The organism is Pelotomaculum sp. PtaB.Bin117 (assembly GCF_002067195.1).
In the GTDB taxonomy this organism is placed as follows: Bacteria; Bacillota; Desulfotomaculia; order Desulfotomaculales; family Pelotomaculaceae; genus Pelotomaculum_D; species Pelotomaculum_D terephthalicicum.
Genome location: NZ_MVQM01000161.1, coordinates 1 through 24,734 on the forward strand (window position 1 = coordinate 1; position 24,734 = coordinate 24,734).

General features: G+C 47.3%; 22 protein-coding genes. 20 read left to right on the forward strand and 2 right to left on the reverse strand.

Annotated features, from left to right (window positions below; all coding sequences use genetic code 11):
* From A4E54_RS11925 to A4E54_RS11945, 5 genes are all read left to right on the forward strand, one after another.
* On the forward strand, positions 1 to 690 hold a 690-nt coding region (locus A4E54_RS11925; protein WP_286726273.1), incomplete at its 5' end, for a (Fe-S)-binding protein.
* 330 nt (positions 691 to 1,020) lie between these two features.
* Positions 1,021 to 1,773 (forward strand): ABC transporter ATP-binding protein, encoded by a 753-nt coding sequence (locus A4E54_RS11930; protein WP_240083332.1) that lies wholly within the window; start codon positions 1,021 to 1,023, stop codon positions 1,771 to 1,773.
* Positions 1,754 to 2,674, forward strand: coding sequence for a SufB/SufD family protein (locus A4E54_RS11935; RefSeq protein ID WP_240083354.1), 921 nt, complete (start codon positions 1,754 to 1,756; stop codon positions 2,672 to 2,674). Before A4E54_RS11930 ends, A4E54_RS11935 begins: the two co-directional genes overlap by 20 nt.
* 226 nt (positions 2,675 to 2,900) lie before the next feature.
* Positions 2,901 to 4,049 (forward strand): S1C family serine protease, encoded by a 1,149-nt coding sequence (locus tag A4E54_RS11940; RefSeq protein ID WP_240083331.1) that lies wholly within the window; start codon positions 2,901 to 2,903, stop codon positions 4,047 to 4,049.
* A 113-nt stretch (positions 4,050 to 4,162) separates the two neighbouring features.
* Entirely contained in the window at positions 4,163 to 4,324 is a 162-nt protein-coding gene (locus tag A4E54_RS11945; protein ID WP_286726274.1) for a hypothetical protein, read from the forward strand.
* Between the two features lie 85 nt (positions 4,325 to 4,409).
* Here A4E54_RS11945 and A4E54_RS11950 read toward each other — a convergent pair whose 3' ends face one another.
* Positions 4,410 to 5,765 carry a polysaccharide deacetylase family protein gene (locus A4E54_RS11950; RefSeq protein WP_240083329.1) on the reverse strand — a complete coding sequence of 452 codons (1,356 nt, stop codon included), beginning with the start codon at positions 5,763 to 5,765 and terminating at the stop codon, positions 4,410 to 4,412.
* Positions 5,766 to 5,851: 86 nt separating this feature from the next.
* Complete coding sequence (locus A4E54_RS11955) at positions 5,852 to 7,039, reverse strand: MFS transporter (RefSeq protein ID WP_240083328.1); 1,188 nt, start codon at positions 7,037 to 7,039, stop codon at positions 5,852 to 5,854.
* Between the two features lie 214 nt (positions 7,040 to 7,253).
* Here A4E54_RS11955 and A4E54_RS11960 point away from each other — a divergent pair, with 214 nt between their 5' ends.
* The 15 genes from A4E54_RS11960 (at position 7,254) to murG (ending at position 24,421) form a co-directional block, all read left to right on the forward strand.
* Positions 7,254 to 7,472: a FeoA family protein gene (locus tag A4E54_RS11960; RefSeq protein WP_240083327.1), complete on the forward strand. Its 219-nt coding sequence runs from the start codon at positions 7,254 to 7,256 to the stop codon at positions 7,470 to 7,472.
* A 3-nt stretch (positions 7,473 to 7,475) separates the two neighbouring features.
* On the forward strand, positions 7,476 to 9,368 hold the full coding sequence (gene feoB, locus A4E54_RS11965) for a ferrous iron transport protein B (RefSeq protein ID WP_240083326.1): 1,893 nt from the start codon (positions 7,476 to 7,478) through the stop codon (positions 9,366 to 9,368).
* Positions 9,369 to 9,527: 159 nt separating this feature from the next.
* Entirely contained in the window at positions 9,528 to 10,742 is a 1,215-nt protein-coding gene (locus A4E54_RS11970) for a D-alanyl-D-alanine carboxypeptidase family protein (RefSeq protein ID WP_240083325.1), read from the forward strand.
* 117 nt (positions 10,743 to 10,859) lie between these two features.
* Positions 10,860 to 11,300, forward strand: coding sequence for a Fur family transcriptional regulator (locus A4E54_RS11975; RefSeq protein ID WP_240083324.1), 441 nt, complete (start codon positions 10,860 to 10,862; stop codon positions 11,298 to 11,300).
* Positions 11,301 to 11,376: 76 nt separating this feature from the next.
* Complete coding sequence (locus tag A4E54_RS11980; RefSeq protein WP_240083323.1) at positions 11,377 to 12,183, forward strand: histidinol-phosphatase HisJ family protein; 807 nt, start codon at positions 11,377 to 11,379, stop codon at positions 12,181 to 12,183.
* Positions 12,184 to 12,335: 152 nt separating this feature from the next.
* Positions 12,336 to 12,773 carry a division/cell wall cluster transcriptional repressor MraZ gene (mraZ, locus tag A4E54_RS11985; protein WP_240083322.1) on the forward strand — a complete coding sequence of 146 codons (438 nt, stop codon included), beginning with the start codon at positions 12,336 to 12,338 and terminating at the stop codon, positions 12,771 to 12,773.
* Positions 12,774 to 12,847: 74 nt separating this feature from the next.
* Positions 12,848 to 13,789, forward strand: coding sequence for a 16S rRNA (cytosine(1402)-N(4))-methyltransferase RsmH (gene rsmH / locus A4E54_RS11990; protein WP_240083321.1), 942 nt, complete (start codon positions 12,848 to 12,850; stop codon positions 13,787 to 13,789).
* Between the two features lie 98 nt (positions 13,790 to 13,887).
* Entirely contained in the window at positions 13,888 to 14,388 is a 501-nt protein-coding gene (locus tag A4E54_RS11995; RefSeq protein ID WP_240083320.1) for a septum formation initiator family protein, read from the forward strand.
* Positions 14,389 to 14,424: 36 nt separating this feature from the next.
* Positions 14,425 to 16,548 (forward strand): stage V sporulation protein D, encoded by a 2,124-nt coding sequence (locus tag A4E54_RS12000; protein WP_240083319.1) that lies wholly within the window; start codon positions 14,425 to 14,427, stop codon positions 16,546 to 16,548.
* 75 nt (positions 16,549 to 16,623) lie between these two features.
* The gene (locus tag A4E54_RS12005; protein ID WP_240083318.1) at positions 16,624 to 18,120 is read left to right on the forward strand and encodes a UDP-N-acetylmuramoyl-L-alanyl-D-glutamate--2,6-diaminopimelate ligase; all 1,497 of its coding nucleotides are present in this window, start codon (positions 16,624 to 16,626) and stop codon (positions 18,118 to 18,120) included.
* A gap of 68 nt (positions 18,121 to 18,188) precedes the next feature.
* The gene (locus A4E54_RS12010) at positions 18,189 to 19,631 is read left to right on the forward strand and encodes a UDP-N-acetylmuramoyl-tripeptide--D-alanyl-D-alanine ligase (protein ID WP_240083317.1); all 1,443 of its coding nucleotides are present in this window, start codon (positions 18,189 to 18,191) and stop codon (positions 19,629 to 19,631) included.
* Positions 19,592 to 20,578 (forward strand): phospho-N-acetylmuramoyl-pentapeptide-transferase, encoded by a 987-nt coding sequence (gene mraY, locus A4E54_RS12015; protein ID WP_240083316.1) that lies wholly within the window; start codon positions 19,592 to 19,594, stop codon positions 20,576 to 20,578. The genes A4E54_RS12010 and mraY overlap by 40 nt, the downstream gene beginning before the upstream one ends.
* Before the next feature lie 207 nt (positions 20,579 to 20,785).
* Positions 20,786 to 22,147, forward strand: coding sequence for a UDP-N-acetylmuramoyl-L-alanine--D-glutamate ligase (gene murD / locus A4E54_RS12020; RefSeq protein WP_240083315.1), 1,362 nt, complete (start codon positions 20,786 to 20,788; stop codon positions 22,145 to 22,147).
* Between the two features lie 36 nt (positions 22,148 to 22,183).
* Entirely contained in the window at positions 22,184 to 23,287 is a 1,104-nt protein-coding gene (gene spoVE / locus A4E54_RS12025; RefSeq protein ID WP_286726279.1) for a stage V sporulation protein E, read from the forward strand.
* Positions 23,288 to 23,299: 12 nt separating this feature from the next.
* Complete coding sequence (gene murG, locus A4E54_RS12030; protein ID WP_240083313.1) at positions 23,300 to 24,421, forward strand: undecaprenyldiphospho-muramoylpentapeptide beta-N-acetylglucosaminyltransferase; 1,122 nt, start codon at positions 23,300 to 23,302, stop codon at positions 24,419 to 24,421.
* The last annotated feature ends 313 nt before the right edge of the window (positions 24,422 to 24,734 follow it).

Sequence of the window (24,734 nt, forward strand, 5' to 3'; positions counted from 1 at the left end):
GACGACAGAATCAAGAAAGTATCGACTGCCCTGGTTAAGGTTTTAAAGGAAGCGGGAGTAAGTTTCGGCATTCTGGGCACAGAAGAAAAGTGCTGTGGCGACTCGGCACGGCGGCTGGGTAACGAGTACCTGTTCCAGAGTATGGCCGAGGAGAATATCGAAACCTTTAAGGGCTACGGGGTAAAGAAAATTATTACCGCCTGTCCGCACTGTTTTACGGTGATGAAAACCGACTACAAACAGATGGGCGCTGACTTTGAGATAATACACCATACCCAGTTGATTGATCAATTAATCAAAGCCGGTAAGATTAAGCCGGGCGCGCTGGGAGAACAATTAAAGGCGACCTACCATGATTCCTGTTATCTTGGGCGCTATAATGAAGAATACGACGCTCCCAGGAATATTATTGCCGCGGTAAAAGGTGTTTCCCTGGTGGAAATGACCCGGTCAAAACAAAAAGGCTTCTGTTGCGGCGCGGGCGGCGGGCGCATGTGGCTTGAAGAAGATATCGGCAAGCGGATCAACATAGCGCGTACAGAACAGGCTCTGGAACTGGATCCACAGGCTATTATCTGCAACTGCCCGTTTTGCCTGACCATGCTCGAAGACGGCTTGAAGGATAAGGAAGCCACTGATCGAGTTAAAGTATATGATGTTGCCGAACTAGTTGCGCGGATTTCTTCTTAGCGAGTCAATGAATATTGATTAACAAATAACGGGAGCCGGAAGTCAGAGACTAGATGCCGGAATAAGTGAAAGGTTCTTTCCGTATTCCCTTCTTGTTTCTGTTAATCCGGCTTCATTATTTTTGTCAGCCAAGCGCAAGATTACATTTCACCATACTTATTCCCGGGGCTTATTGTGGAACCTAAACGGTTATGTTATAGTAATAAGTCGGGAGTCGGAATGAGAGAACGGCTTGTCGTCTCGGATTATTCCGAATTCCGGCTCCTGAATTTTGAATACCTGAATAGTAGCATGTTATACACTATTCTGTTTTGAAAGGGAGTGTTCGGTGTGCTGGAAATGAAGAACCTGTCCTTGACACTTGAAGGTGATAAAGGTCCTGTGGAGATCCTTAAGGATATCAATATTGTTTTCAAAGACCGCTTGCTATATGTTTTTACCGGACCCAACGGAGGAGGGAAGTCATCCCTGGCCAAAGTAATCATGGGTATTTATAAACCAACAGCCGGTAAGATCCTGTTTAACGGTAAGGATATAACCGGGCTGGGAGTGACCGAGCGGGCTAGATTGGGTATAGGTTACGCGTTCCAGCAACCTCCCCGCTTTAAAGGCTTGACGGTTGGGGAACTGTTACAACTCGCGCTAGGAAAAGATAAAGCAATGAAAGAGTGCAGTCTGCTTTATGACGTGGGTCTTTGCCCGCAAGACTACCTGGAACGAGAGGTGGACATCAGTCTTTCCGGTGGTGAGCTTAAACGGATCGAAATTGCCAGCCTGCTGGCTAGAGAACTGAAGCTTGCTGTTTATGACGAGCCGGAAGCAGGTATAGATCTGTGGAGCTTTAGCAGGTTAACTGAAACGTTTCAAAATTACCACAGAATGCACGACACTACAATTGTGCTGATATCGCACCAGGAGAGAATATTAAGTCTCGCTGATGAAATTATCCTGGTGGCTGACGGTATGATCAAAGAACAAGGAAGTAGAGACGTTGTTTGGCCTTTGATTATGGAGGATGCCTGTTGTAACTGCCGTGACGCATGCAGCGAAGGGAATGAGGAAATTGTTCAATGCCATAGATAAGCATATGTTGCAGACTGTTGCAGGAATGCACGATATTCCCCGGGGAGCTTATAACATTCGTAAGAATGGAGTGGGAATCAGTCGCAATACCACGGCAAATATTGAGATTAAAACGAAAGAAGACAAGCCTGGAATTGATATTATAGTCAAACCGGGAACAAAAGACGAGAGTATCCATATACCGGTGATTTTGACAGCCGAGGGACTGGAGGACTTGGTATATAACACTTTCGATATTGGAGAGGGAGCGGATGTCCTGATTGTTGCCGGCTGCGGCATACATAATCCCGGGGATGCTAGCGCGCGGCACGATGGAATACATAATTTTATCGTTCGTAAGGGTGCGCGTGTTCGTTATGTGGAGAAACACTATGGTGAAGGAAATGGACAGGGCCAAAAAATACTCAATCCGAAGACTATCGTGGAAATGGAAGAATACGCTTATGCGGAGATGGAACTGGTGCAAATCAGTGGTGTTGACAACACAAAACGTGATACAGAGGCTCGTTTGCACAAAAACGCCCACCTGTTTATCACTGAGCGGATGCTTACGGATGGTGTTCAGTTAGCTGAGTCAAGAATACTCGTCGAGTTGGTGGGGCAGGATTCCTCTGTCAGGATCGTTTCCCGTTCGGTGGGCAGAGATAATTCCCGGCAAGTTTTTTACCCCCGCGTGGTTGGGTTAAACCGCTGCCGGGGTCATGTGCAATGTGACTCAATTATTATGCATCAGGCTCAGATTAGTTCCACACCTGAAATTGCTGCGAACCACGCGGAGGCTCAACTAATTCACGAGGCCGCCATCGGGAAGATTGCCGGTGAGCAGTTAATTAAACTTATGTCGATGGGGCTTTCAGAATCAGAAGCAGAAGAAACCATCCTAAAGGGATTTTTAAAATAATTCGTTCATGAACATTAAAGCAACGTCCCAACCCGTCGTGAGTTACTGGGTTTGCAAAATTAGAGCGGCGGGTTGTTTTTATTGGTGGAGTTTTATAGGACAATAGCCCATTTTTACCATTATCGGCCTGTTTTCTGGTTCATTGCTTTTGTTAATGTAATTTTTTGTTATAATAGTAAGGTAAGTTACTAATAATAAGTTACTAATAATATGGAGGTTTGCGATTATGCCGACCAAATTGAAACGGTTGCTATTATTTACAATAGTAGTTGCTTTTTTAGCCGGAATGGTGTTTATGGGCGGCTGTGATTTCCCCGGGAATTTTCTGCCGGCTAAACAGGGTAATCAGGTTGGTGAGCCGGTGAATGCTGATCCACTGCCAGGAACGGCTCCCGACGCTGTTGCTGATGTAGTTTCCAGTACCAGCCAGGCTGTTGTTAAGATTTCCACAAGAATGGTGAATGGTGAAGCTGGCGACCCTCTATTTAACGACCCATTCTTTCGCCAGTTTTTCGGCGTGCCTTATCGGCCCCAGCAGCAGGAAGAAGGCCTCGGCTCGGGGTTTATCATGTCTAAAGACGGTTTTATTTTGACAAATGAACACGTAATTGATGGTGCTAATGATATTGCTGTTACTGTCACCGGCTATGATCAGCCGCTGGCGGCTAATGTTGTCGGATCGGATTATAACCTGGATTTGGCTCTCTTGAAGATAAACGCTGATTCGGATCTGCCCTTTCTAAATATGGGTAATTCCGACCAGGTTAGGGTAGGCAACTGGGTAATCGCTATTGGAAACCCCTATGGATTAGACCATACTGTGACGACCGGGGTGATCAGCGCCAAAGGACGCCCGATTAATGTCGGCGACCGGCAATATGAAAACTTGCTTCAGACAGATGCTTCCATTAATCCGGGAAACAGCGGCGGGCCTTTGCTTAACCTCCGGGGTGAGGTAATTGGGATCAATACGGCCATTAGCGCTCAAGCTCAAGGAATTGGTTTTGCTATTCCCACGAGTACGGTGCAGCGTGTGCTTGAGGAATTGAAAAACAGTGAAAACAGCGCGGGTCCATGGGTTGGCGTTCAAGTGCGACCGGTGGATGAGGAGGCAGCTCGCTATCTTGGGCTGGCTGAGGCGGAAGGGGCTCTAGTGACAGGTGTGATTGCCGGCAGCCCGGCCCAAAAAGCCGGCCTAAAGCAATGGGATGTGATTGTCGAGTTTAACGAGGTCAAGATAAACAATGCGGATGAACTGGTCACGGCGATTAAGGCTACTCAAGTGGGAAATAAAGTGAAGGTTTTATTGGTACGCAATAGGCAGCTAAACTCTGTAAATATTTCAATAGCTGAAAAACCAAGGAACATTAAATAAGAATAGTACTCAGGAGTCAGGAGTCAGAATTAAAGAATTGTTTTATTGTCTCGAGATTTCTGAATTCTGACTCCTGAGTTCTGAATACTATGAGGGAAATGCAGGTTTCGTTTATGGTTGACTGGGACCGGATTTACAGACTGTTAGATGATATTACACCTCTTGCTGTGGACTGCGGCCGTCTTTGTGGATCAGCCTGTTGTTCCGAGTGGGAGCAGGGTGCGGGTATTTACCTTTTGCCCGGGGAAGAAAGCATGTTCAGCGGGTTTGATTAGGGAAAATATAGAGTTGAAGTCACGCCGGATTGATATTATGGAAAAAGATCCATGGAGAAAATTGTTGGGATTAAGTTAACTTAACTCAGTTATTCTTTTTTAAATGATCCTCTCGTTCCACGATTTTACTTTGAGGCGCGCGGGTATCAGGAATGCCGGCGGGCGGGTAACGACGCATCAATTCTTGCCTGGTCATTATTATATATTTGGGCGAGAGTTTTTTTCTGTATGTTTTGGAATTCTTCAAGCCGCCGGGATGAAAAAGGGTCAGCAGCAGATTTTCATACCAGCCTGTAAACATGCGGAAAAGGCCTGGTTTTAACTCATATGCTGTAAAACCAAGGCGCACCGTTCCTCGGTGCAGGAGGGTGATTCCCAATAATACCTTCGCTTTGCCGTACTGCTGATCATCCTGCATAAGTTTGGCCAGTTTAGGCAGACTGCGGCTTATTTCCCGCATGGCGATGATAGCGGTTCGTTCTGTCGAGGAGTTTTCACCAATTAAGCTCAATAAATGGTCGTTGTTGAGATGAATTTCAATATAATAATCTCCTCCTCTCAGCACAGAGCCGTCTTTCATCAGCCACTCCCGCCCGTGGTAACGGCGAAGCGCCAGCCGCCAGATAAACGATTTATTGTTTTCTATGTCTTTAATCCCGCTTAGCCGTCTGATTATCCAATCGATATGGCTCCATAAAAATAAAACTACTCTTTTGATGGTTGATCTGCTGTTTTTACCCGTCATGATCTCTTCCAAAGAAGCCACTCGCAAGCCGCGAAGTGTTATTTCCTCCAAGATTTGAGGCAAGGCGGCAATGACCCGGTCTGGTCCTCCCGGGGCGGCTCCTACGGAGTCGCTGTCATGAAATATCAGGATAACTCCGTCCCGGAGTTTGTTCAACACCCTGCGCGTTATGCTTTCCGGTGTGGCTCGCTTGGTCCAGTCCCAACTCATGTAAGTCCAGAGCACTACTTTTAGACCTCTGCTCCAGTAGTACCAGAGTGAAAACAGGTTATCGAGTCCCCACGTCGGGCGGAAATAAATTGGTTTTTTACCGGTGAGTTCTTCAATGACGCGATTTGTTTCCGCAATTTCGTTGATCGTGGCGCAAGGACCCAACAGCCAGGCAGCTTTGTGCCGGAAACCGTGGTTGCCGATTTCATGCCCGGCCGATACGATCTGTTTTATTAAATCAGGGTAAACTTTGGCCTTGGCGCCGGTAATAAAAAAACTGGCTTTTACTTGATAGCGGTTTAATATCTCCAGTATGCGCGGGGTGTAACGGGGGTCCGGCCCGTCATCAAAAGTAAGGACGACTCTACCTTTCCCTCTTGGGACGCGTGTAATCACATTAACCTGGCCGAAACGGGTCAGAATTGTCGGGACAACAGTATAAATAAGTAGAACTGTAAGTAATATTTTGAAAAAAAACGGTTCCACCAAAAACCCCTCTTGTTTGGCGCCGGAGCCGGAAAACGCTTCACGGTTCCGGTTAAGTCTTGGAGCTTGCCCAGAGTAAAATACGGCTACTTTGTAAATATTCTTTCCACCGGATAAAACAGATAGAAGCAGGACATGATGGCCAATAATGTTGTGCTGATGATGATGGGGGCTTGAATTCCCATATATTTTGCCACAACACCCCCCATTGCCGGACCGATGGCCACACCCATGCCTTCGATGGTGGAAAAGACGCCCCAGCCGGTAGCCTGTCTGTCTGGCGGGACCGCTTTAGACAGTAGGTTGTTCCAGGCGGGTAGAACCGCGGCATATGAAAATCCGATCAGGGCGGCCAGCAGGTATGCGTTAAAGGCATCCCTGACAACAGAAAACGCTGCCAGGGATAGCGCGCTGATGCCAAAACCGGCGCTTAAAATAAATTTAAGATTTACCCGGTCGGCCAAACGGCCCATCGGCAAGAATGACAGGGCTGCCGCCGCTCCGCCAATTAACAAAAGAATACCGTACTGGCTGGGTTCCAGTCCAATTTTATTTTGCGCGTACAGGGGAAGTAAGGGTAATAGCAACCCCCCTGTCAAGGTTTGGAGAAACATACCCGGCAAGAGAATCTTTTTAATTGCTTTATTCTGGAGCATTTTTAATAATTCTTTTTTAATAGAGTAGCCCTGACCGCTGCCGGTTTTGCTCTCCGCTCCCGGCAATAGTGTTGCAGATACAGCCAAAGCAAAGCCCCAAAGGAAAATCAACAACCAGAAAGCGATATTATAGTCCCGGGCAATAAAAAAGTTTATTACAACCGGGCCCCCACCGCCACCAACCAGCCAGATTGCGAAAATAATACCCATCCGGGTTGCCCGTTCTTTAAGCTGAACCGGCGCCACTTTACTGATCACGGCAAGCCATACAGGCGAGATACCCAATCCCAAGACAGCTGACCCGGCAAGCAGGAGAATGGCGGAAGGGTGAATTTTCATCAGCACCAAAGCTGCCAGTCCGACTAGCAGCCCGATTAGCATCGTTAAATGTCCCCGGCGGTCCAACTGCCAGCCGGCCGCACCCTTTGAAAGGGTTTCCGCCAGGTAGTGCGCGGATACGGCAAGGCCGGCCGCGGCTACTGAAATACCTAAATAATTAACCGCGTAAAGCGGGAGGAATGTAAGAAAGAATGCGCCCCGTGTAAATTCAATCAAGAGAAGCACCAGTAAGAGGCAATATTCTTTTGGGGAAAGAGAAATATTTTTTAAAACGCGCAAGAAATTACTCCTTTATAGAAAATACTAATAAAAATACAATCTTTTCTATTATACACTATAGGCGAATTATGAACAATTACTGTACAAAAGCTGTCAAACATAATAATCATGAAAAAGGGATTGATTGTTGAAGAGGTTGAATGTATAATCGATTTGCGAACGGTTCTAATTATCATATTGGCAATAATGATTATCATTATTGGAGGGGATGCTATTGACCCTGGACAATGTTAGAAAAGGCCAGTTAATTAGAATATCCAATATTCCTGATGAAGAGACCCGCATCAAAGCTATTCGTTTTGGCATTTCGGAGGGAGAAGTTGTCACCTGCCTTGAAGTGGTGCCGGCGGGTCCGGTGGTGGTATCTAAGAATAAACAGGAAATTGCTATCGGCCGGAGTTTGGCCAGCGCTATTTTGGTTGAGCCATGCTAATAGTTGAACAGACTAATTCATTATGACATTACTGTCGGGGGTGAGGAGGTATTGGCGGGCAGCGGGTTAAAAGCCGGCAACATGGTGAAAGGAAAAAAGATTGTTTTGGCCGGCAACCCGAATGTTGGCAAGTCAGCTCTCTTTAACATCCTCACCGGTCTATATGTGGATGTGTCGAATTATTCCGGGACCACTCTCGATATGGCCTGCGGCAGGTACAACGGCGACGTGATAATCGAAGCGCCGGGCGTTTATGGTTTATCCTCCATAAATGATGAGGAAAAGATCACCCGGGATATTATCCTGGCGGCGGACATCGTGGTAAACGTTATCAACTCGCTCCACCTGGACCGGGATTTATTTTTTACCCTGCAGATTATCGATATGGGCATTCCAATGGTTATTGCCTTGAACATGACGGATGAAGCCGTGCAGAGAGGACTTGGAATTAATATCCGTCTTCTTGAGGAATTGCTGGGAGTGCCTGTTGTATCTATTGCCGCTGTGCGTGGCATTGGCATTGACGAGTTAAAAAAAAAGATTTACACAGCCCGGCCGGGCCATGCTCATTTTCAGCCGATAGAAAAAATAAATAAAATGCTTCATAGAATGAACAGGAGAGAAGCACTGCTTGTCATTGAGGGGGACACTGAGCTCAGCGAGTGTTACGGAGTTAAACCCGGAACCGACCGAGAGGCTATTTACCGCGCCCGGCGGGAAAGGGTTAACCAGATTGTGGCGCAGGTAGTCAGAGAGATTAACAAAGATGCGGGCATTGCCGCCAGGTTGGGGAATTGGATGCTCCTTCCCGTAACCGGTTTTCCGCTTTTGGCCTTGACATTATGGGCTGTTTACAAACTGGTGGGAGTTTTCCTGGCCCAATCTGTGGTCGATTTCACCGGGGACGTAATGAACGGGTATTATGAGCCGGCGGTCAGGTCATTGCTGAGCGGTATTATGTCACCTGAGGGTGTTTTATATACAATTCTCGCCGGACAATACGGGGTGCTGACTTTAACTGTCACCTATCTAATTGGTCTATTGTTTCCGTTAGTGCTAGGAATTTTTTTTGTTCTTTCTATCTTGGAAGATTCGGGATACATGCCCCGCATTGCCACTTTGTTGGACCGCGCTTTGACCGGCATCGGCCTGAATGGACAGGCCGTGATCCCTCTGTTGCTGGGTTTCGGATGCGTAACTATGGCTTGTATAACAACAAGAATTCTTGGGTCCGACCGTGAACGCAGGATAGCCGTATTTTTACTGGCGCTTGGTATTCCCTGCTCGGCGCAGATAGCGATAATCACAGCTGTGCTTGCCGGTTCAGGCGCTTTATATATGCTTCTATACGTGCTTTTTATGCTGGGCATAGTATTGTGTGCCGGCACGTTGCTGAAGCGTTTTCTGCCCGGCAGGCCATTCCCTTTGTTGATTGAATTGCCGCCATTGCGTTTGCCGGGAGTGCAGAACGTTTGCCAAAAGGCATGGGGCAGATCATATCAGTTTATAAAAGAAGCTTTTCCCATTTTTGCCATGGGAACACTTTTATTGGGGATTTTTGATGCATATGGTTTTTTGCATGAATTGCAACGACTCCTGGCGCCAATAACCGTAAGCTGGTTACACCTGCCTGAAGATGTGGCGGATATCTTTATTATGGGTTTTATCAGAAAAGAATTTGGAGCGGCAGCCGTCTTGAACCTGCAGATGCTCCCTCTGCAAAAGTTTATTGTCATGCTTACTCTGTCGCTAACCGTGCCTTGTATAGCCTCAGCAATGGTAATTTTCAAGGAGCGTGGCTGGCGAGAGGGGTTGCTGATATGGGCCGTTGTTTTTATCCTGGCTTTTCTTATTGGCGGATTAGCGACGCGCCTGCTGGAAATCTGGTTGGCCTAAAATTTCTTCGCTTATTATAATTGACGTAATCTGCGCGATTGGTGGAGAGAGAAGTTAACTATATGCTATAATATAGCATTAGTTGTGCCATTATAAAGAGCTGGATTTATAATTTATTAACATAAACTTATTTAATAGATTACTTCTCAGGTGGATATAATGCATAAAAAAACTAGTCTATTGGCCTTTTTGACGATATTATTGATTATCTTTGCCGCTGATTCCGCGCTTGCCTCCACCAGTCCTGTTATTGTGGGTGGCGCGGCAATAATTATCGACAGCAATAACGGCCAGGTGCTATATGAGAAAAATTCGCACCAGCGCATGTATCCGGCCAGCACAACCAAGACTCTAACCGCGATAATAGCCTTGGAAAACAGCAAGCTGAGTGATCAGGTGAAAATATCAAGTGACGCGTGCAACATAGAAGGTTCGGCCATTGGTTTGCAAGAGGGCGAGAGCGTTTCCATGGAAGACTTGCTGTATGCGTTGATGTTGAATTCAGGGAATGATACGGCAATTGCCATTGCTCAATATATCGGTGGTTCAGTGAGCGGTTTTGTTGAAATGATGAATAAAAAAGCAGGGGAAATCGGCGCTTTGGACAGCCACTTTAATAATCCCCACGGGTTGCCTGACCTCAATCATTACAGCAGCGCTTATGACCTGGCTATTATCGGTCGTTATGCGATGAAGAATCCGGAATTCCGAAAAATTGTCTCGACCAAAACCCGGAATATCCATCGGGAAAATCCTGAAGCGCAGACATATCTTTTAAATCGCAACAACATGTTGTGGAATTATGAAGGTGCTATCGGTATTAAGACCGGTTATACAGACGCGGCCGGACAATGCCTGGTAACGGCCGCCAACAGGCAAAACCGGGAATTGATTACAGTGGTGTTGAATAGCGTCGGAACCAGTATCTGGGATGATACCAGAGTCCTCTTGGACTATGGTTTTGCTGAATTTAACTCGGTTTCAGTTATAAATGCGGCACAATACATCACGGACGCGCGGGTAAAATACGGAGCGCCAAACTCGGTGAATGTTTTTACCGACCAGTCGCTTAGTTATAATTTCCCAAAGGATAAACCAGTTGTAATTAGGCAAGAAGCAAGATTAATAGAGCAAATATCAGCGCCTATTAAGTCAGGCGATAAACTTGGTGAGCTGGTTTTTTTCTCCGGCGAGCGGGAAATCGGGCGTGTGGACCTGGTGAGTCGGCAGGATGTGGAGAAAAAGCGGTCTGCTTATTGGTGGCCGTGGCTTTCACTGATACTGTTAGTATTATTGTTGCGCTCAATAAACAAATTTAGATACAAATACCGGCGCCGTGATTTTGTCAATATGAGAAGACGCAAGTATTACTAAAAAAGGACTTGGGAGATTGCGTCAAACTAGGTTATGCATACCTGCAACAATGTCTTTTATTGACGGACGCGCGTGGATTGCTTATACTACAAGAAAAGCGTTACTGGCGGTGGTTTGATGAATGAGAAGGTTATTTCAGATATCGGGGAAAAGTTGAGAGAAAAGGAATGTAAGTTTACGTCACGGCGGGAGCACATACTAAAAGTCCTTTTAGAAAATAAAGGCAATCACCTTTGCGCCGAGGATATCTATAATCTGGTTAAGCAAAAAGCGCCGGATGTGGGAATCGCCACGGTATACCGTACATTGGAACTATTTCAGGAATTTGATATTATTAACAGCATGGATTTTGGGGATGGGCGCAGACGTTACGAGTTTGGCGGAGTGGAAGGTGTGAATCACCACCATCACCATCTCATATGCACCAAATGCGGCGCAATTATTGAAGTAAACGAGGACTTGCTGGAGGAGTTGGAAAACAGGGTCAGTAAACAGTATGATTTTAACGTAACCAACCACCAGTTAAAAATTTTTGGTATTTGCAAAAAATGTATCTGACTCATGCCACACAACGAGGTGGTATATTTTTTTAATGCAGAATCGTTTTATCATTAAGTAAGGAAGGACTTAACAAGTGCCGGTAGACTATCATCTGCATACGAAAATGTGCGGCCATGCCACGGGTGAGATTGAAGAATACTTTGCGTCTGCCCTAAGGCGGGGCTTGGTTGAGGTCGGCTTTTCAGACCACCTGCCGCTTTATTTCATGCCCCCGGATAAAATAATGCCCGGCTATGCCATGCTGGTGGACGAGATCCCCGCCTATGTCGGCGCAGTCAGGCGATTGCAGAAAAAGAGCGGGCCGGTGCGGGTAAGGCTGGGCGTAGAAGCTGATTTTGTCCCTGGTCATGAAAGCAAGCTGAGTAAGTTATTAAATTCCCAACCTTTCGATTACGTGATTGGATCGGTGCACTTTATTGACGGTTGGAGTTTCGATAATCAAGAAGAATTGGATAAATACAGCGAATGGGACATCTGGAAGTTATATGAAAAGTATTTTGGCCTTGTCCAGCAGGCGGCTTTAAGCGGCTTTTTCGATATCATGGCCCACCCCGATTTGATAAAAAAGTTTAATTTTATCCCTGCCAGAAGTTTAATCCCTCTTTATGAAGATACCGCGCGGGTTTTTCAGCGGGCTGGGGTGTGTGTCGAGGTCAACACGGCGGGGCTCAGGTATCCGGTGCGGGAGATTTATCCTTCCCGGGACTTTTTAAAGATCGCTTTCCGGTATGGACTGCCTGTTACCCTGGGTTCGGACGCCCATCACCCGGACCAGGTCGGCGCGGGTTTTGCGCAAGCGGTAGCTTTAATAAAAGAAGTCGGTTACGAGGAAATAACCTTGTTCGACCAGCGGAACAGAATTTCAAAAAAGATATATTAACAAAGATTGCTAGAAGTGAGCCTGGTGATAAAAGTTTTCACCAGGCTTTTTAATTTTATTTTAAAAAAAGGAATTTTCTCATTAATATAGAATTAATTGTGGTGGAAAGTGGTGATTAGTGGATCGTATTATTTGCCAGTGAGGTTCCCGTCATGTTTATGGGAGAGTACCAGCACATTATTGACGCCAAAGGAAGGCTTTTTATACCAGCCCGTCTCCGAGAAGGCCTGGGAGATCTTTTTGTCTTGACAAAAGGTCTGGATGGATGCCTTTTCGCTTATCCCTGCCAGGAATGGCAGGTTTTAGAGCAAAAGCTGAAGTCGCTCCCCTTTACCAGGAGAGATGCCCGGGCCTTTGTTCGGTTTTTTTTCTCCGGAGCGACGGAGTGTGAGGTGGATAAACAGGGAAGAATATTAATACCGGGTAACTTGCGCGAATACTCCAAACTGGAAAAAGACGCTGTGGTAATTGGTGTTTCCACCCGGGTGGAAATCTGGTCTGCTCATGAATGGGAAAATTATAAAACAAAGGCCGCTTCTTCTTATGAGGATATAGCTGAGAAGATTATTGATATTGATTTAGAGCTGTAAGAAACGACAGGATTCAACAATTTAATATCCTGAAGTCGAAAAACATGGTAATATAAGCACAATGGAGTAGTGTTATGAATTTTGCTCACGTTCCGGTGATGCTGGTTGAGGCTGTCACTGGTCTAAGCATAAAGCGGAATGGAATTTATGTTGATTGCACGCTTGGTGGCGCGGGGCATAGTGAGTCCATCTTGGAACAGAACGGCCCACGCGGGCGGTTGATCGCATTTGATCAGGATCCGGAGGCCATCGCGTATGCCAGGGTAAAGTTGGCGCCGTACCATGGCAGGGTAGAATTTGTGCAGGCAAACTTTAAAGAGCTTGCGGTTAAATTGAATCAATTAAATATTGACTGTGTGGACGGGGTCTTATTTGATCTTGGCGCTTCTTCACATCAGTTTGACGACCCGGCCAGAGGTTTCAGCTATCTGAATAACGCTCCTTTAGATATGAGGATGAACCCTGAGCAAGAAATAACTGCCAGGACACTTGTTAATGAATTGTCGGTAAAAGAGCTGGCCTGGCTCATTAAAGAATATGGCGAAGAGCGCTGGGCATCCAGGATAGCTGAGTTTATCCAGGTGGAAAGAAGCCGCCGGCCGCTCGAAACAACCGGCCAGCTGGTTGAAGTGATTAAGAAAGCTATTCCAGCCCGCGCCAGGCGGAGTGGTCCGCACCCTGCTAAACGCACCTTTCAGGCGTTGCGTATAGCGGTTAACAATGAACTTGAGGTTTTAACGGAAGCTGTGTGTTCTGCCATACATGTTCTCGGTAACGAAGGAAGAATTTGCGTTATTTCTTTTCACTCATTAGAGGACCGTATTATCAAAGACTTATTTCGAGAACATGCGTCACCTTGTTCTTGTCCGAAAGAATTACCGGTATGCGTTTGCGGTAAAAAGAAGGTTCTGAATATTATTACGGCAAAGCCATTGGTGCCCGGGCCCGCTGAGTTGGAATTTAATCCCAGGTCTAGAAGCGCCAGGCTCAGGATAGCGGAAAAGGTATTGAATTAGCAGTGGTGAATAAGAGAATGGTCTATTCTCAATTCTTATGGAATATTATACCTGAACGTGTGTTCTGTGGTTCTATTCTTCGGGAGGGTTGAATAAGATTGATTGTAGCCCAGGAGAAGAAAGGCAACTGTGGTTTTTTTGATGAAACGTTCCAGCCGAGAAAAACACGCAGGCGCAAGGCGGTTTTCAAAAGTGAGAAACTTGTGCTTACGGGGTTCGTTATGGCGATTTTTTTAGTTGGTGTGTTTATTACTTATTATTGTTCCCAGTTATTTACCCTCGGTTACCAAATAAACCGGCTAAATAAAGAACTGAGCGTCCTCCGTGTGGAAAACCATGGTTTGGAAAAGGATATTCAGCAACTGGTAAGTATAGATAATATTGAATATCTGGCAATTCATAAGCTTAATATGGTTAAGCCGGATGCTGATAATTTTATGGTGATTACTGTTGCCGACACGGCCCCGCAGGAATCAACAACCCAGTCAAAAGTACAGCCTGATCAACCGGCCGCCGTATCCAGGGGTGAAAAAGAAAAAAGCCGCTTGATAGAAACTTTTGCTGAATTGGTAAACCGGTTTGATAATAAGAGCGGTTAGAGCGGGTTGAGGGTTGCGGTTTTTGGGAGGAGGCAAATGCAGACAACAAACATAATGATTCGAAAGAGAATAACCGTACTGTTTCTGACAGCCGCAGCTGTTTTCTTGTTTTTGGTTTTGCGTTTAGGCTGGCTTCAGCTTGTCGAAGGGGACAGGCTGAGAGCGGAAGCTCTGGGCATTCGTACCCGGGACGTGCCGGTGGAGGCCAAGCGGGGAGCGATACTTGACCGGAACGGCAATGAGTTGGTTTCAAGTGTCAGTGTGGATTCCGCATATGCATTCCCTCCCCAGGTTCCTGATAAACGGGAAAACGCGGATAGGATTGCCGGCGCCTTGGGAATGGATAAGGAAGACGTGTATAAAAAGCTCACTCAAAATGTGGGCTTTGTCTGGCTAAAGAGACGAATTGACTACGAATCCTCCCAAAAACTAAAGGCGCTAAAAATAGATGGTGTCGAACTGGTGGAAGAAAACAAGCGTTTTTACCGTCAGGACAATCTGGCCGCCCACTTGCTCGGATTTGTCGGTGATGACAACCAGGGCCTGACTGGGTTTGAAAGTGCTTATGATAAGGAATTGACAGGAATTCCAGGTCGTATCGTTATTGAAAAAGATGCCGTGGGAAGAAGCATTCCTGAAGCGGTGCACAAGTACGTACCACCCGTGCCCGGCAACAATCTGGTGCTGACAATTGATCAGACCATTCAGTTTTTTGTTGAAAGAGAGCTGGATAAGATTACAGAGTCCTACCATCCGAAGTTGGCTGTCATGATCGTAATGAATCCCAAAACGGGGGAAATCCTTGCCATGGGGAACCGGCCGACATTTAATCCGGCTGAGTGGCAGCGTTATCCTCAGTCTGTATGGGACCATAACCCGTCCGTCTGTTATAATTATGAACCCGGTTCAACTTTTAAAATCATTACAGCCGCTTCCGCTTTGGAAGAAGGCGCGGTGAGGCCGAGCGACACATTTAATGACCCCGGCTTTATCAAAGTCGCGGACCGGACAATCCGGTGCTGGTATGACGGCGGACACGGTTTGCAAACCTTTGAAGAAGTATGCCAGAATTCATGCAACCCCGGTTTTATTACAGTGGGTTTGAGGTTGGGCAAGGATAAATTTTATAAATATATCAATGCTTTTGGTCTGGACCAGAAGACAGGGATCAGCTTGCCCGGCGAGGAAGTAGGCCTGCAAATTCCTCTTGATGAAGTTACTGACTTAAATATTGCCACAATGTCCATCGGCCAGTCTATTGCTGTTACGCCAATCCAACTGATCTGCGCCGCTTCCGCGGTGGCCAACGGAGGAGTTTTGCTTAAACCGAGACTGGTTAAGGCGATTACCGACCCTGAAGGAAAGGTGCTGCAGGAGTTTAATACTGAACCGGTTCGCCAGGTAATTTCAAAAGACAGCGCTCAAACCTTGATGCGGCTGCTTACTAACGTGGTTCAGAAGGGAACAGGTCGAAATGCCTTTGTCGACGGGTATGGCGCGGCGGGTAAAACCGGTACCGCCCAGGTGGTTGAGCAGGGAAGGTATGTTGACGGCAAGTATGTGGCATCGTTTATGGGTTTTGCACCGGCGGACGACCCGGAAATTGCTACTTTGGTGATGGTAGCTGAACCCAACGGACCAAGCTATTTTGGCAGTCAGGTCGCGGCGCCGGCCTTTAAGGCGGTAGCGTTGGACACTCTGCACTACCTGAAGGTTCCGGAAAGGACTATAGAAAAACCGAAGGACCCCTTTATGTTTGAAGAACCCAAGTCGAGAATCATTGTCCCTAATGTGGTGAATTATCCGGTGGAAGCCGCCCAAAGGGTGCTGAAAAACGCCGGTCTAGTAGTTCAGACAAGAGGCCAGGGCGGTATTGTAAGCAGTCAGGTTCCCAAAGGTGGTGTTGATGTTTTGAGCGGCGCCACCGTCATTCTCGAATTGCAGGAAGCCAGCACATCCAATGAAGTTGCCGTACCTGACTTAAAAGGACTGACCATTAAAGAAGCAGGAAGCTTGCTTGAGAATCTGGGACTTGTTTTAAGCCCGGCAGGCACTGGAGTGGCTATCGGGCAGCAAGCGCCACCCGGATCAAAAGTTGCTAGAGGTTCGACTATTAATGTTGAATTCAGTGAAAGCTTTGTGCAAACCTTGCATGATTAAGAATATCAATAGATGTCAATAATGGAAATACTATGAAATATTGAGTAGAACAATCCCGAATGGGAGGATTTTTAATTGCTTTTGAAAAAACTGCTTGAAGCAGTAAATATCCAAGCTGCCGGCGGCAATCATGATGTCCGGCTTAAAGGGATAACTTATGACTCACGCAAGGTATGCCCGGGTTTTCTTTTCGTTTCCATAAAAGGGTTTAAATCTGACGGGCATGATTATGTGGGGCAAGCGGTAAAACAAGGTGCCGTAGCGGTGGTAATGGAGCGTAAGGTTGAATTGCCGCCGGATATAGCATGGGCTGTTGTTCAAGATACAAGGCATGCTTTGGCAGTACTGTCAGCGCGGTTTTATGGCGATCCTGCCAAAGAATTAAAGATGATTGGTGTAACGGGTACTAACGGCAAAACCACGACAGCCAGCTTAATCTCGGCAATCTTGGGCCTTTCCGGGGCAAAAGTGGGATTGATCGGCACTATTCATAACAGAATTGGCACCCAGGTTATACCTGGCAATAATACTACCCCGGAATCAACTGATTTGCAGGCATTGCTAAGAAGGATGGTCAGGGAAGGGGTGGGCGCCTGTGTTATGGAAGTTTCTTCTCATGCTTTGGCGCTAAACCGGGTGGACGGTTGCGAGTTTGACATGGCGGTTTTTACCAACCTCACCCAGGATCACCTGGATTTTCACCAGAGCATGGGTCAATATTTGGAAGAAAAATTAAAGCTGTTCAAGAACCTGAAGGTACCCGGCGACAAAAGCACAATAAAACACGCTGTAATTAACGCGGATGATCCGGCTGCGGAGCGCTTTGCACAAGCTGCCGGTGGCTTGGTCCACACCTTCGGGATCAAGAACACGGCGGATGTTTACGCCACGAATGTTAATATAAATACCCGGGGCGTTAATTTTCAAATAGATGGGAAGCTGGGTCGCTGTCAATTAAATCTATGTTTAACCGGCCTGTTTAACGTGTATAATGCGCTGGGTGCTTTTACCGCCGCGGCGGCTTTGGGCGTACCGCACGAGATTATCAAAAGTGCCCTGGAGAACATACAGGGAATACCGGGCCGTTTTGAAAAGGTCGACGCGGGTCAGGATTTTACAGTAATTGTTGATTATGCCCATACTCCGGACGGCCTTGAAAATATCCTGAAAACAGCCCGCCAGTTAACCCAGGGGCGTTTAATCACAGTTTATGGCTGCGGAGGAGATCGTGATCGTGGGAAACGTCCGGTAATGGGAAGCATAACTGCAAAATACAGTGATTTTCAAATTATTACTGCGGATAATCCGCGTACAGAAAGTCCGGCGAAGATTATCCAGGACATCATTGAAGGGGTGCGGCCGCTGGCTCCAAAGGAGAATTATCTGGTGGAACAGGACCGGCGCAAGGCTATCGGCCTGGCAATAAGTATGGCGCGCAAGGGCGATGTAGTAATTATCGCCGGTAAAGGTCATGAAGATTACCAAATAATCGGTACGGAAAAGTTTCCCTTTGAAGACCGCCGGGAAGCAGCTTCAGCAATTAAAAATTACTTGGAGTTAAGGAACGGTTAGATCCTGAAAAAGCGAGTGCGTGGAGTTGCTAAAAAGGATGATTTGTAAACAAATAAACGGGGGTTAGTATGAAAGCAACCACCTTGGTAGAAATAGCTAAAGCCATCGGCGGCGAAATTATCCAGGGTGATTCCGGCGTTGTATTCAGCCAGGTTTCCACCGATAGCCGTAAAATAGAACCCGGCAGCCTTTTTTTAGCCTTGAGGGGAAAAAAATACGACGCCCATCAGTTCCTGGACCTGGCAGTCGCGGCTGGCGCGGGAGGCTTGGTGGTTGACCGGGCGGTAAAGGTAACTGCCGGTCTTCCTGTAATAAAAGTATTTGATACGCTGGCCGCCCTGCAGGCACTTGCGGCATTGAACAGGGACCGGTGCGGGATACCGCTGATCGCAGTGACCGGCAGTAACGGGAAAACTACGACAAAAGATATGATCGCGTCTGTTCTGGGTAGGCGTTTACGCACCGTAAAAACCATGGGTAATTATAATAACGAGATTGGCCTGCCGCTTACGCTTTTACATATAGATGAAAGCTCAGAGGTCGCGGTGGTGGAAATGGGTATGCGGGGACCGGGAGAGATAAATACTTTGTGCCGTATCGCCAGGCCTACCGGCGCGGTGATTACCAATATCGGAGAGGCCCACTTGGAGTTGCTGGGAACGGTGAGCAACATTGCCGCGGCCAAGGGAGAAATACTGGAAAACATTCCAGCCGACGGGTTTGCCGTATTAAATGCCGACAGCCCGTTTATTCGGAGGGAGGCCGGGCGTTGCCGCGGGAAGGTAATCTTTTTCGGTACCGATAAAGAATGTGAAATAATGGTTAAAGATGTCAGAGCGGAAAAGGGAGGCAACCAGTTTACCGCAAAAATATCCGGGCGCGAGTGGGGATTTTCTCTGTCCCTGCCGGGGCGGCACAATGTGCTGAATGCGCTTGCCGCGATTGCAGTGGGAAGGGAATTTGGTTTTTCTATCGAAGAAATAGCTGAGGGACTTAACACAGTGACTTTATCGGACATGCGCCTGGAAATTATCGAAGCGGCTGATGTGAAAATTATTAACGATGCATATAACGCCAGCCCGGCTTCAACCGGGGCAGCCCTTCGGGTACTGAAAGAAGTATCCGGAGGCAGATGTACAGTGGCTGTGCTCGGCAATATGCTGGAACTGGGTCCCCGGGCGGTGGAAGGACACGTTGAAGTTGGTTCAATAGCGGCTGACCTGGGGGTGGACTCTTTGGTGGTGGTTGGCGATCTCGCTTCAGGTATAGCTGAAGGGGCTGTGAGATCCGGCATGCCGGCTGGTAAGATCCACAGCTGTGCGAATAATCAAGAGGCGATAACGGTATTAAACAGCATTCTCAGGAAAGGGGACGTTGTCCTGGTTAAAGGTTCCAGAGCTATGCATATGGAGCAGATCGTCGCGTCGATTTCCGGGGCAAAGCCCGCGCATGAGTATAGTAGGAGGCTTTCATGCAAGGATTATGGATGGCATTCGCTGCCTCGCTGTTAACGACATTATTAGTGGGTCCCCTGGCAATACCTGTTTTAAGAAAGCTAAAGTTCGGCCAGAACATTCGCGCGGAAGGACCTTCCCGGCATCAACAAAAAGCGGGTACCCCCACCATGGGTGGGGTGATATTTTTGGCAGGCGTGTCTGTAGCGGTGTTGTTAGTCGCTCAAGGGGCGCGGGATAGTATCATCGTACTCGTTGTATCCTTGGGGTTCGGTTTGATCGGGTTTCTTGACGACTATATCAAGGTTGTGCTGAAAAGGTCGCTGGGCTTGAGAGCACGGGAGAAACTGCTCGGGCAGGGGCTTCTTGCGGCCGGGTTGGCCTATTGGGTAGTATTTTTATCAGATAGGGGCACCAGCTTGTCTCTGCCGTTTTCATATCTGATAGTTAATGGAGGTGCAAGCCTGGATTTGGGGTGGTGGCTGTTCCTGGCATTTACCGTTCTGGTTGTTGTCGGGATGGCCAACGCTGTCAATCTTACCGATGGGCTGGACGGTCTGGCCGCCGGTGTAAGCTTGCTGGTTGCGCTGGGTATGATGGTTATTGCTTTATTGATGGACAACACCGGGGTTGCCCTGAGCCTGGCGGCATTGGCGGGGGGTTGTCTGGGTTTTCTTTATTTCAACCGCCACCCGGCCAGGGTGTTTATGGGTGACACCGGCTCCCTGGCTTTGGGAGGAGGGCTGGGCGCCGCTGCGGTAATAACCAGGAGTGAGCTATTCTTATTAATAATCGGCGGTATCTTTATTATTGAAACACTTTCCGTGGTCATCCAGGTGATATCCTTTCAAACCAGGGGTAAACGTATTTTTCGCATGAGCCCTTTACATCACCATTTTGAATTGGGCGGATGGGGAGAGAACCAAGTGGTGCTCACCTTTTGGACGGCTACCATAGTTTTTAGTATGATTGGGCTTGCCGGGTTTTACCACCTGGGTAGGTAAAGTGTTAAGGAAAGGTGACACACCTCTCTTTAAAGCCTGACTTTGGGGTCGGAGGAATGTCCCCAATAATATGACTTTGGGGTCGGAGGAATGTCCCCAACGAATGGAATTGCCTTCGGGCTGCGGTGGCGGTAGAATCCCCCACCGCAGCCCCGAAGTTTAGCGGAAGCTAAACGAGTTCACTCAGCTTTTGAAAGGCGGGCATCAATGGAACTTAAGGATAAAAAAGCGCTTGTTGTTGGCGCCGGCAAGAGCGGATTGGCTGTTTCACGATTTCTTTTGAAAAAAGGCGCTGTTGTTGTTTTAACGGATGCCAGCAATCCGGTGGATCAGGATAATCAGTTGGCGGAGTTGGCTGCTGAAGGGGTTGAGCTTTCTCTCGGCAGATACCCGGAGGTGCGCAAGGGTAGTTTTGATCTGGTGGTTATGAGTCCCGGAGTTCCTCTTACTGTCGAGCCGGCCTTGTCTGCCATGAACAATGGAATAACTGTCACCGGAGAGCTGGAGCTGGCTTACCATTTTACCGCGGCGCCTATTGTGGCTATTACCGGGACGAATGGCAAAACCACTACAACCGCCTTGCTTGGCTCTATTTTTCAGGATGCCGGCATATCCACGCTGGTAGGCGGCAATATCGGCCTTCCGTTAGTAACTGAAGTAGAGAAATACTGTTCTAGAGATGTCGTTGTAGCCGAGGTATCGAGTTTTCAGCTGGAAACTACCAGAGCCTTCAAGCCGAAGGTAGGTGTGGTCTTGAATATCACGCCTGACCATCTGGACCGTCATGGCAATATGGACAATTACATCGCGGCCAAGGCCAGGATATTTACCAACCAGAAACCTGGTGACTTTATTGTGCTGAATTATGATGATCCGCTGACCGCTGCGCTGGGGAATAAATCACGCGGCGATACTGTTTATTTTAGCCGGCGTGTGGAATTGGCGAAAGGCGTCTTTGTCAGTGAGGGAAAAATCGCGGCCAGCCTTGACGGGCAAGCTGAGATTATTTGCGGCGTTGATGATTTAAAGATGCCCGGCGCGCACAACTTGGAAAACGCTCTCGCGGCAGTTGCGGCCGCCAAGGTGATGGGAGTGAACAGCGCATCGCTGGCCTCCACCTTGAAAAATTTCAAGGGAGTATCTCACCGGTTGGAATTTGTGGCTGAAATTAATGGTGTAAGGTACGTTAACGACTCCAAGGGGACCAACCCGGATGCATCAATTAAAGCGCTTGAAGCTTATGACAAACCCATCGTGTTGATTGCCGGCGGAAAAAATAAAGGTAGCGACTTTAATGAACTTGCTGAAAAAATCAAGGAAAAAGTCAGGGTATTGGTGGTCCTGGGGCAGAGTGCCGGATTAATTGCCGACGCCGCCAGAACAAGAAAATTTGAAAATATCCTGGCCGCGGCGGGTTTTAAGGAGGCCGTGATGATGGCCAGTCAAGCCGCCCGGCCCGGAGATATAGTTTTATTATCCCCGGCGTGCGCCAGTTGGGATATGTTCAATAATTTTGAAGAGCGTGGAGATTTATTTAAAGAAATAGTTTTTAGTCTTAAGAATCATTAGGAGTAATATTGACTAAAGGGGGGGTAGCCTAAAGCCATGCAGCAAAAAAAGAAGTCTCCTGATTTTGTTCTATTCTTAACGGTAATGAGTTTATTAAGCATTGGCGTTGTCATGGTTTTCAGCGCTAGCGAGTACAGCACCCTGGTCAAATACAATGACAGCTTTTACTTTTTTAAACGACAGTTAATATGGGCGCTGCTCGGATTGATTGCCATGCGTTTGGCAATGAAGTACAATTATTGGCAGCTTAAACATTATATTTTACCGATCTTAATAATTGCTTTACTGCTGCTTGTGTTGGTTTTTATCCCCGGCATCGGCAAGGAGGTAAACGGGGCACGGCGCTGGATTGCCGTTGGCCCGACACCTTTCGCGCCCGCTGAACTTGTCAAGCTCTGTATGATTATTTTTACCGCGTACGGTTTGGCCAGGCAAAAAGACAAGATCAAAACTTTCTCGAAAGGCGTATTGCCTTACCTGCTGTTAATGTCCTTTGCGGCTCTCCTGATTTTAATCCAGCCGGACCTGGGAACAGCTGTGTCCCTGGCCGGAATAGTAATAGTAATGATTTTCGCCGCGGGCGCCAGGCTGACCCATCTTGGCAGCATTATAGCAACCGGCCTAGTGGCGGTGGGTTTTGCTATTATGATGGAACCTTACCGGTTGCAGCGCTTAATGGCCTTCATGGACCCCTGGTCCGATTCTCAGGGTGACGGATTTCAAATCGTCCAGGGCTTATACGCTATCGGCTCCGGCGGCTTATTTGGGTTGGGCTTGGGGCAAAGTAAGCAAAAGTTTCTTTATCTGCCCGAAAACCACACCGACTTTATTTTTGCCATCATCGGTGAGGAGTTAGGTTTTATCGGAGCTTCACTGGTAATCTTGCTTTTTGCCATTTTTATCTGGAGAGGTCTAAAGATAGCGATCACATCGACTGACCCGTTCGCCAGCTTATTGGCGACCGGTATAACCGCATGGGTGGGTATCCAGTCAATAATCAATATTGGCGTGGTAACCGGATCCTTGCCGGTAACAGGTATACCTTTACCTTTCATCAGCTTTGGCGGCACATCTCTGCTTTTTACCATGATTGGAGTGGGTATATTGCTAAATATTTCTCAATATACCGCCGCCCGTTAAGGAGTGAGGTGTTTGCGTTTTGTGGTGTCCGGCGGGGGGACTGGAGGACATATATACCCTGCCCTGGCTATAGCCCGGGGTCTGAAAGAAAAATATCCCGGTGCGGAAGTGCTTTATGTCGGAACAACGAAGGGTATGGAAACGGATATTGTTCGCAAAGAAAATTTTCCGTTCGAGGGTATTGTAGCGTCTGGATTAGAACGGAGGTTATCTCTCCATAACTTATTGGCGTTATGGCAAGCCGGACGAGGATTTTTCCAGGCAGCCGGGATTATCCGGCGGTGGCGGCCGGTGGCGGTGATCGGGACGGGTGGTTATGTTTGCGGTCCCGTGGTGCTGGCAGCCGCTCTAAGCAAGGTTCCTACTTTGATCCATGAACAAAACGCATTTCCCGGTATTACCAACAGGATTCTATCGCGTTTTGCCGGGCTGGTGGCCGTGACTTTCACAGACTCAATGGAATATTTCCCAAGCCGGGATAAGGTTAGGCTGACCGGTTTGCCTGTGCGGCCGGAAATCTTGACGGCTGACCGGAAGACCGCCTTGAAGAAATTGGGTTTAAGCCATGAGTGCTTTTTATTATTGTCTTTTGGGGGTAGCAGGGGAGCCCGTGCCATTAATGAGGCGATGGTTTCAGTAATTAAAAAGTTTGCGGATGATCCGCGGCTAAGCATCATTCATGTGACCGGTACGTTAGGGCACCAAGACTTTATCAATAACATCGCCGCTTGCGGTATAGATTTGGACAAAATTGGGAATGTTACCATCATGCCTTATCTTTATAACATGCAGGATGCCCTGGCGGCGGCAAATTTGGTTGTCAGCCGGGCGGGTGCGGCCACCCTGGCTGAATTAACGGCCATGGGCATCCCTGCGATTCTGATTCCGTACCCCTACGCCGCGGAAAATCACCAGGAGTTTAACGCCCGCGCTCTTGAAAAAGAGCAGGCGGCGATTGTAGTGCTGGATCGCGAGTTGAACGGGGAAGTGTTATGTAACAAAGTAGCTGAAATGCTTGACAACCGAAACAAATTATCGGCCATGAGTGCTGCCAGTAAAAGGCTTGGCAGAAGACATGCGCTCAAAGATATAATAGAATGTGTGGATGAGTTAATTAAAACAAGAAAAAATTAGCCAGCTTTTGACATAAAGCGATCAGTAATATAAAATATGGTAATGAGTTTAAGTTATTGGTCTACATTCAGTGGACAAGTCTTAATATGAGTAATGTAACACTTTTTTGAAATATGCATAGTATATTCTATATTTCAGGCAGAAATATTTGATTGGTTTCTGTTAAGGTTAAGGAGATGATAAATACTTAACAAAAATTAATAAGACATATAAATTTATATGGTAAATTTATTTATTGTGGTTAATTATGGTTGATTATTTGCTGGCCTTGTTTGGTATATGCTGGAATAATGTTTTATATTTAGTGCAAGAA

Excerpts from the sequence above, each read along its gene's own strand:
- murD (WP_240083315.1), top strand. The coding sequence starts at position 20,786 with ATGGAACTTAAGGATAAAAAAGCGCTTGTTGTTGGCGCCGGCAAGAGC.
- mraZ (WP_240083322.1), top strand. The coding sequence starts at position 12,336 with ATGTTTATGGGAGAGTACCAGCACATTATTGACGCCAAAGGAAGGCTT.
- A4E54_RS11945 (WP_286726274.1), top strand. The coding sequence starts at position 4,163 with ATGGTTGACTGGGACCGGATTTACAGACTGTTAGATGATATTACACCT.
- rsmH (WP_240083321.1), top strand. The coding sequence starts at position 12,848 with ATGAATTTTGCTCACGTTCCGGTGATGCTGGTTGAGGCTGTCACTGGT.
- mraY (WP_240083316.1), top strand. The coding sequence starts at position 19,592 with ATGCAAGGATTATGGATGGCATTCGCTGCCTCGCTGTTAACGACATTA.
- A4E54_RS11970 (WP_240083325.1), top strand. The coding sequence starts at position 9,528 with ATGCATAAAAAAACTAGTCTATTGGCCTTTTTGACGATATTATTGATT.
- A4E54_RS11940 (WP_240083331.1), top strand. The coding sequence starts at position 2,901 with ATGCCGACCAAATTGAAACGGTTGCTATTATTTACAATAGTAGTTGCT.
- A4E54_RS12000 (WP_240083319.1), top strand. The coding sequence starts at position 14,425 with ATGCAGACAACAAACATAATGATTCGAAAGAGAATAACCGTACTGTTT.
- A4E54_RS11975 (WP_240083324.1), top strand. The coding sequence starts at position 10,860 with ATGAATGAGAAGGTTATTTCAGATATCGGGGAAAAGTTGAGAGAAAAG.
- A4E54_RS12010 (WP_240083317.1), top strand. The coding sequence starts at position 18,189 with ATGAAAGCAACCACCTTGGTAGAAATAGCTAAAGCCATCGGCGGCGAA.
- spoVE (WP_286726279.1), top strand. The coding sequence starts at position 22,184 with ATGCAGCAAAAAAAGAAGTCTCCTGATTTTGTTCTATTCTTAACGGTA.